General features: G+C 74.3%; 8 protein-coding genes. 6 read left to right on the forward strand and 2 right to left on the reverse strand.

What is annotated here, in order from left to right:
- The coding region (locus VGL20_17840) for a hypothetical protein (GenBank protein ID HEY2705548.1) at positions 1 to 611 on the forward strand (611 nt) is incomplete at its 5' end.
- Between the two features lie 55 nt (positions 612 to 666).
- Here VGL20_17840 and VGL20_17845 read toward each other — a convergent pair.
- Positions 667 to 2064 (reverse strand): dipeptidase, encoded by a 1398-nt coding sequence (locus VGL20_17845; GenBank protein ID HEY2705549.1) that lies wholly within the window; start codon positions 2062 to 2064, stop codon positions 667 to 669.
- Between VGL20_17845 and VGL20_17850 the strand changes: the two genes are divergently transcribed.
- From VGL20_17850 to VGL20_17870, 5 genes are all read left to right on the forward strand, one after another.
- Positions 2054 to 3556 carry a cellulase family glycosylhydrolase gene (locus VGL20_17850; GenBank protein HEY2705550.1) on the forward strand — a complete coding sequence of 501 codons (1503 nt, stop codon included), beginning with the start codon at positions 2054 to 2056 and terminating at the stop codon, positions 3554 to 3556. The two genes, VGL20_17845 and VGL20_17850, sit on opposite strands and share 11 nt — an antisense overlap.
- A 74-nt stretch (positions 3557 to 3630) precedes the next feature.
- A complete protein-coding gene (locus tag VGL20_17855; GenBank protein HEY2705551.1) occupies positions 3631 to 4935 on the forward strand; it encodes an ATP-binding protein in 1305 nt (434 codons plus the stop codon).
- Positions 4936 to 4984: 49 nt separating this feature from the next.
- Positions 4985 to 5893 carry a YhjD/YihY/BrkB family envelope integrity protein gene (locus tag VGL20_17860; GenBank protein ID HEY2705552.1) on the forward strand — a complete coding sequence of 303 codons (909 nt, stop codon included), beginning with the start codon at positions 4985 to 4987 and terminating at the stop codon, positions 5891 to 5893.
- Positions 5894 to 6086: 193 nt separating this feature from the next.
- Entirely contained in the window at positions 6087 to 6845 is a 759-nt protein-coding gene (locus VGL20_17865) for an RNA polymerase sigma factor (protein ID HEY2705553.1), read from the forward strand.
- A gap of 127 nt (positions 6846 to 6972) precedes the next feature.
- Entirely contained in the window at positions 6973 to 7299 is a 327-nt protein-coding gene (locus VGL20_17870) for a Rho termination factor N-terminal domain-containing protein (GenBank protein HEY2705554.1), read from the forward strand.
- A gap of 123 nt (positions 7300 to 7422) precedes the next feature.
- On the opposite strand, the gene VGL20_17875 is transcribed toward VGL20_17870, so the two are convergent.
- The gene (locus tag VGL20_17875; protein HEY2705555.1) at positions 7423 to 7707 is read right to left on the reverse strand and encodes a hypothetical protein; all 285 of its coding nucleotides are present in this window, start codon (positions 7705 to 7707) and stop codon (positions 7423 to 7425) included.
- Positions 7708 to 7960: the final 253 nt, after the last annotated feature.

Here is a 7960-nt window from a genome sequence, read left to right on the forward strand (position 1 = left end):
CATGCACTGCCGACCACGTCCTCTCGGTCACCGCGCTGATCACCAACGACTACAACCTGACCGAGACCGTCACATTCGTCGCCGAGGGGTCGCAGACCGGCTTCGTGAGCGGCTTCTCCGGTGCCGGCCACACCCTGACCCTGGGCAGGCTCGGCCACGTCTCCGTCGCCACCCTGGTGGCGAGGCCCGCTCCCGCGAGCGTGTCGCTCACGGTGAAGGGCGCGTGGAGCGACGGGTACGGCCGGACCAACCTGGCGACCCTGGCCCTGAGCCAGGTCCCCTGCGCGCTCCCCTCCCCATCGCCGACCGCGACACCCCGGTCGACCGCCAGCCCGTCGCCCACCGCCACCCCGACGCCGACCGCCACGCCTCGCCCCACCGCCACTCCGACGCCCTCGAGCAGCGCCACCGCAACCCCGGTGGTGACCACCACCACATCGACCGCCGGAACCACCACGGGTGAGGTCAGCGCGGTCTCCGCCTCCAACCCCACCGTGGCCAGTGCTCCGACCACGGGGGCCGACCTTCCCCTGCTGTCCGCGGGGACGCTCCTTCTCGCGGGGTTGGGCACCGTCGCGGCCTTCGCGATCCGCCGCCGTCGCACCACCTAGCCGGCTCGCGAGGCGGGAGCGCTCACGCTCCCGCCTCGCACCCCGGCGGGTGCGATCAGGTCAGGGCCGGCCGGAGGCTGCGGGGCAGCTCCTCCCACAGGCGGGCGATCACCCGCACCCCCCGGGCGTACTGGTCGAGGTCGAAGCGCTCGTTGGGGGCGTGGATCTGGTCGTCGGGCAGCCCGACGCCGATCAGCACGCCGGGGATCCCGAGCACCTCCTGGAAGGTGGCCACCGGTGGGATCGACCCGCCGATCCGGATCAGGGCGGGCTCGCCGCCGAAGCCGTGGCGCATCGCCGCCCGGGCGGCGTCGAGCGCGGGATGGTCGCTGGGAGTGACCACCGGCCGCCCCCCCGCCTCGCAGGTCACCCGCACCCGCACCCCCGCCGGCGCGGCGGCGCGCACCGCGGCGGCGACGAGCCCGGCGATCTCGGCGGGCTCCTGGTCGGGCACCAGCCGGCAGGTGATCTTGGCGCCGGCCCGGGCGGGGACGATCGTCTTCGAGCCCGGACCCTGGTAGCCGCCCCAGATGCCGTTGAGCTCGAGGGTGGGACGCACCCAGAGCCGCTCCAGCGTCGACCAGCCCTCCTCACCCACCGTCGCCGGCGCTCCCCCCGCCTCCTCCAGGAAGGTGGCCTCCACGAAGGGCAGCGCCGCGAACTGGGCCCGCTCGTCCGCCGAGGGCTCGCGCACCCGGTCGTAGAAGCCGGGGACGGTGACCCGGCCGGTGACCGGGTCCTTGAGGCTGGCGAGCATCCGGGCCAGCACCTCGACCGGGTTGGCGACGGCGCCGCCGAAGTTGCCGGAATGAAGGTCGAGGCCGGGGCCTGTCACCTCGACCTCGACGTTGGCGAGGCCGCGCAGGCCGGTGCAGAGCGAGGGCACACCGCGGGCGAAGATCGGGGTGTCGGAGACCACCGCGACGTCGGCGGCGAGGCGGTCACGCTCGCGGGCGACGAGGTCGTCGAAGTGCACCGAGCCGATCTCCTCCTCGCCCTCGACGATCAGCTTGAGGTTGAGGGGCAGGCTGCCGCGCACCCGCATGTGGGCCTCCACCGCCTTGAGGTGCATCCACACCTGGCCCTTGTCGTCGACCGCCCCGCGGGCGTAGAGGGCGCCGTCGCGCACCTGCGGGTCGAAGGGCGGCGACACCCACTCGTCGAGCGGGTCGACCGGCTGCACGTCGTGGTGCCCGTAGATCAGCGCGGTGGGCAGCGCCGGGTCGACGGTGCGCTCGGCGTAGACCGCGGGGTGGCCGGCGGTGGGCAACAGCTCGGCGTGGGTGAAGCCGGCGTCGAGGGCCGCCCGGGCGAGGAACTCGGCGCTCCGCACCACGTCGGCGGCGTGGGCGGGGTCGGCGGAGATGCTGGGGATGCGGCACGCCTCGATCAGCTCGTCGAGGAAGCGCGGCTGGTGCTCGCGGCAGTAGGCGTCGAGGTCGGTGTCGGTCACGGTCGCCGAGTCTGCCACCATCCCGTCCCTGCACGTGGCCCTCTCGAGACGACAGCAGCTCCGCCGCCCCCGGCGGCGCCAGCGCGGTGGCGGACCGGTCCTCTGGATCGCCCTCCTGCTGCTTCCGCTCGCCGGGGTGGGCTGGGCGTACGTACCCGTCGACGCTCTCACCGTGCGCCTGCCCCCACCCCACCGCGCCGCCGCCGCCGGGCTGGGCTGGCTCCACGTCGCGGGAGGACGGATCGTCGACGCCGGCGGGCGCACCGTGCTCCTGCGCGGCTTCAACAGCGACGCCCTCCTCGAGGACGGGGTGCGCCACGCCTCCCTCGACGAGGACGACGCCGCCCTGATGCAGCGGGAGGGCTTCGACGTGGTGCGGCTGCCGCTGGCCTGGTCGCGGCTGGAGCCGCGCCGGGGAGAGATCGACCGCGGCTACCTCGAGGCGGTGGCCGCGACCGTGGCGATGCTCGAGCGCCACGCCCTCCACGTGGTCCTGGAGATGCACTTCCTCGACTGGGGGCCGCGGTTCGGCGGCTCCGGCGCGCCGGCGTGGGCGGCGCTGCCGCTGGTGCCGGAGGCGCAATGGTGGCCGTGGGAGTCGTGGCGCAAGCACCTCTCCCCCGCGGTGAACGCGGCGGTCACCTACTTCTGGCTCTCCCCCGACTGGCAGGCCGACTACACCACCACCTGGCGGGCGGTGGCCGGGCGCTTCCGCGACGACCCCGGCGTGGCCGGCTACGACCTGGTCAACGAGCCCCATCCGCTGCCGCTGCCGCCGCGGATCTTCGAGGACCACTACCTCTGGCCGCTCTATGCCAGGACGGTGGCGGCGATCGGCGCCGTCGACCCCAACCATCTCCTCATCGTCGAGGGCACCCTCTTCGGCGACCTCCCGACCACGGTGCGACCGCTCCATGCCCGAGACCTCGTCTACTCCCCCCACCTCTACACCGGGGCGCTGGTCCCGCCGGCGTTCGACGGCGACCGCGGGCCGGTGGAGCGGCGCATCGCGGGCCAGTCCGCCGAGGCCGCCGCCGTGCCGGCGCCGATGTGGACCGGCGAGCTCGGCATCGACCATCACCAGGCCCGCGCCGCCGCCTGGGCCGACACCGCCCTCGACGCCTACGACGACCGCGCCACCGGCTGGGCCTGGTGGCAGTGGCGGGAGAGCCTCTCGTGGGGCATCCGCGACGCCGGCGGCGGCGCCATCGACCGCGAGTACCTGCGCCACCTCGCCCGTCCCTACGCGGTCGCGGCGCCGCCGGGGGTGCGCGGGGGGCGCGGCGACGGGCTCCGCGGGCACCTTGCGCTGGAGGTCGCCGCCGGCCACGGCGAGGGTGCGGTGGAGGTGGCGTGGCCGGCCGGCACCCTGGGCCCCCCGGGGGCGGCCGGGAGCTGCCTCGCCGGCTCGTCGTGGGATCCGGCCTCGGCCCGCCTGACCCTCACGCTGCTCGCCGGGCGAGGCTGCACCGTCGACGTTGCGACACTGTGATATCTCCTCAACGGTGGAGCCTTTGATGAGGCCGCATAATGCGGACAATCGTCCCGGTCAGCGTAGGAGAAGATGTGAGCGCCGCTCACACCGAAGACGCCGCCGCCGCGCCCATGCCCGACGCCTGGACCCGTGGCTACCTCGCCCAGCGGGCGGTGCAGGAGCACCTGGAGTCGAGCGCCGGCGTCACCGACTTCTTCGGCCGCCTGACCACGACCGTGGCCGGCCTGGTCGGCGCCCGGCGGGTCGCCTTCGCCCTGCTCGACCCGTCCGGCCGGTGGCTCGCGCCCCAGGCGGACGCCCACGGCTTCAGCGCAGGCGAGCTGGCGGCGGTCGGCCCGGTCGCCTGCGCGCCCGAGGGACGTGACCTGGCCAGCCGGATCGTCTACGCCAACGCCTCCTTCCACGCCGCGACCGACCTCACCAACCCGGAGATGGCACCCTTCGCGGAGGCGGTGGAAGCCCTCGGCGTGACCGACGCCATCGCCGTCTGCTGGCGGGCGGGGAGCACCCCGGTGGGCACGCTCACGGCGCTCGACTCGCAGCGCGGCGGCTTCACCGCGGACGACGTCCGGGTGCTGCGCAGCGCCGCCCAGGCGGCGGGCGCGGTGTGGCGCCACCAGCAGGCCGAGGCGGAGCTCGTCCGCCTGTACCAGGAGGCCCGCGACGCCAGCGACGCCGTGGACGGCTTCGTGAGCACGATCGTCCACGAGCTTCGCGGGCCGCTGACGGTGATCTGCGGCTACGCGGGGATGATCGCCCGGGGCGAGCTCGGCGAGCCCCCGGAGGCGTGGACCCGGCCGCTCGGCTTCCTCGTCGAGCACGCCGGCCGGATGAACCGGCTCGTCGACGACCTGCTCCTCGCCGCCCGGCTCAGCGCCGGCCGCCACTCCGCCGCGCTCCGGCGCATGGACGTGCGTGAGGCGGTGACCGCCGCCCTCTCCCGGGCCACCGCCCGGGCCGAGCTCGCCGGCGCCGGTCTCGACGCCACCCTGCCCGACGACCCCGTCACCGTGGTCGCCGACTCCGACCACGTGGCCCTGATCCTCGACAACCTGCTCGGCAACGCGATCACCTACGGCGCCACCTCGGTGACGGTGCGGGCCGGCGCCGAGGACGGCCAGGCGACGGTCTCGGTGACCGACGACGGCCGGGGCATCCCCGTCGAGATGCGGGACCGCATCTTCGAGCGGTTCGCCCGCGCCACCGGGCCGGGAGGCCCCCCCGGCACCGGGCTCGGGCTCTACATCAGCCGCGAGCTCGCCAACCAGCTCGGCGGCAGCCTGCGGCTGGTCGAGAGCGAGCCGGGGGTGGGCAGCACCTTCGCCCTCCGCCTCCCGCTCGCCGGCGATCTCGAGGCGGCACCGCCCTCACCCTGACGTCCGGGGTGCTTCCCGGCGCACCCCCGGCTGTGGTTGGCTGTCGCCGATGCGACATCGTGGCCTGCGCGGCGGGACCGGTCGGGGTCTCGCGATCGCCGTCGCCCGGCGCTACTGGACCGCCGGCGGGCCGAACTGGGCGGCCGCGGTGGGCCTGCGCCTGCTGCTCGCGCTGCTCCCCATCGCCGTGCTCGCCGGACTGGTCATCCAGGCGGTGCTGCCACAGCCCGCGGCTCCGACCACCCCGACCCCCGCACGGCTGGGCGCGCGCGCCGGCACCCGGGTGCTGCAGAGCGAGGAGTCGCTCACCGCGCTCCTCTCCGGGCTCATCGGCAACCTGCACCAGTCCGGCCACGCCCTCGGCATCCTCTCCCTGATCGGGCTCCTCTGGATCGGCAGCGGCCTCTTCGCCTGCCTGGAGAGCGCCACCGCGGTGATCTACGGCGGCCGGGGGAGGAGCTACCTCCGCCAGCGCGCCCTCGGCATCGCTCTCGTGCTCGCCTTCGCGGCGCTGGTGGTCGCGGGCATCCTCCTGTCGGTGCTGCTCTTTCCGCTCGGCTCCGCGGTGCAGCGCACCGGGGGGGTGGGCCGCTCGGCGGTGAACGCCCGGCTCACCCTCCAGCCGGTCGCCGGGGTGCTGATCGGACTCGCCCTCTTCACGCTCGTCCTCCGCGTGCTCCCGACCTGCCGGCAGCGCTGGCTCGACGTGCTCCCCGGGGTGGTGCTCGCCGCCGCCGGCAACGCCCTGCTCAACCTCATCTGGCCGGTCTACCTGCGCTACGCGGCGTCGACGCTCACGGTCAGCTACCTCGTGTTCGGTTTCGTGGTGGCGATCGCCACCTACGTCTCGCTGCTCGCCCAGCTGGTGGTGATCGCGATCAGCCTCAACGCGACCCTGCACGCCCGCCGGGCCGAGCGCACCGAGGCCGCCGCGGCCCGGGTCGTGGCGACCGGCTGACACCTTTCCTTACCACTCTCTTACCCCCTTCCGCGCAGGTTTCGCCGGGCGGGCCACGTCACACATCTCGGCGCCCTGTGAGAGGGGGGGTGGATCACCCCGGCGCCCAGGGAGGACGGGCGATGAATGCTCCCCTCGCGGTCCCGCGCGGCCTGCGCGCAACCGCCTCCGCCGGCCCGGTCCCCGGGTCCCGATGACGGCGTCCGCCGCCGCCGAGCGCTTCGGTGACGACGACGTCGGCCTCCTCCGGGCCTACGGGGGCGGCGACGTGCGCGGATTCGAGCGCCTCTTCGCCCGTCACCACGCTCGCCTTCGCGCCCTCGCGGTGCGCTTCCTCCACGACCCGAGCGAGGCCGAGGACGTCGTCCAGGAGGCGTTTCTGCGGCTGCTGCGCATCGCCGACACCGTCGACGACGGCTTCAACGTGATGGCGTGGCTGCATCGCGTGGCCACCAACATCTGCCTGACCCAGCTGCGCGGATCACGGCGGGTGCAGCTCGTCGACATCACCGGCGAGACCATGCAGTCGGAGGAGGACGGGCGGCGCGCCGGCCAGCCCGAGGCCGCGTTCGAGATGACCCACGCGCGTGAGCTCTTCGGCCGGGTGGCCCGGCGCCTGCCCGCACAGCAGCGGGTCTGCCTGGTGCTGCGCGAGGTCGAGGGCCTCTCCTACCGGGAGATCGCCGACCGGCTCTCGGTGAGCCCGGGCTCGATCGAGTCGCTGCTCTTCCGGGCACGGCGCCGCTTCCGCGACGAGTACCTCCGCCTCGAGGGCGAGGAGCCGAGCCGCTGCGCGATGACCCGCCACCTCCTCGACGTCATCGGCCGGTCGCGGCTGAGCGTGCGGAGCGAGCGGGTCGTCGCCGAGCATCTTGCCGAGTGCGCCGCCTGCCGGCGCCGCGCCGCCGCGGCGAGCACTCCGGCGCCGCGCCGCTCGGCGGCATCCTGGTGACCACCGTGAGCAGGCCGCCGGGAGTGCTTGTATGATGATATTTTCGCTATCAGATGACATGAAAACAAGACGCGCGAGGCGGTGCCGCGCCGGGATCGGCGGAGGCCGCCGCTGGAGGAGGAGCTCGATGCCGCAGCAGAGCTGGAGTCCGCACCGTGAGCGCCAGTACGAGCACATCAAGGACAGTCTCGAGAGCCGCGGTCGTGATGAGAAGACCGCCGAGGAGATCGCCGCCCGCACGGTGAACAAGGAGCGGGCGCGGGCCGGTGAGGCGCGGCAGGCGAGCCGCACGTCGATCGACGACATCTCCTCGGGCCGCCGCGGCGGGCTGCGTTCGCACCGCGGCCCGGGTGGACGCACGGTTGCCCAGCTGCGCAACGAGGCACGCAGCCGAGGACTGCGCGGCTACTCGCGGATGCGCAAGGCCGAGCTGGAGCGGCGTCTCGCACGCTGAGAAATGGTCTGTTGATCCAGGGGGTGCCCTCCCGCGGCGATGCCGCTCACGGGCCGCCCGGATCATCGACAAGGTCCGGCGTGGGCGCGAGGCCCTCCGCCAGATCACGTCGGCGACGGACCACTAGCAGCGACCCGGTCGAGCCACCAGCGGGCGCGCCCGCGTCGCCGCGCGGATGTGCGCGGCGGCCTGGAGAGCCCCGGTGGGCAGTCCCCCGGCGTGACGGCAGATGGGTTCCCAGCGCCCCGGCGCCTCGGCGGGCTGCGATCCCAGGTGGGCGCATGCCATGGTGCGTTCGGGAGTGGGGTGCTCCACCGCGATCGGCAGCACCTCGGCCACGAAGCCGGGGCACGCCGCGGCGGAGTCGAGCATCGCCGCCGCGAATGGACACCGCGGAAACCGTCCCATCGCCCGTACTCCAACCGCTGTTGCACTCGGCTGCCGATCTCCCAGGGTGCCCAGAATGCGATCTCACCGGCCGAAACGCGAGTCCCGCAAGGAGTTCTGACGGGACTGATAGCTAAGCCGCCAGGACCGGGCGGTCATGCTGTCGGACGGCGGGCCTTTCAAGACATGAGGTGCGGGTGTGGAACGAGGTCTCAGGATCTCCCACGGCGTCCGGAGGCGCTCTCCGGCGGCCGAATCTACCACCTGATCGGTT

The organism is Candidatus Dormiibacterota bacterium, from assembly GCA_036495095.1.
GTDB lineage: Bacteria > Chloroflexota > Dormibacteria > Aeolococcales > Aeolococcaceae > CF-96.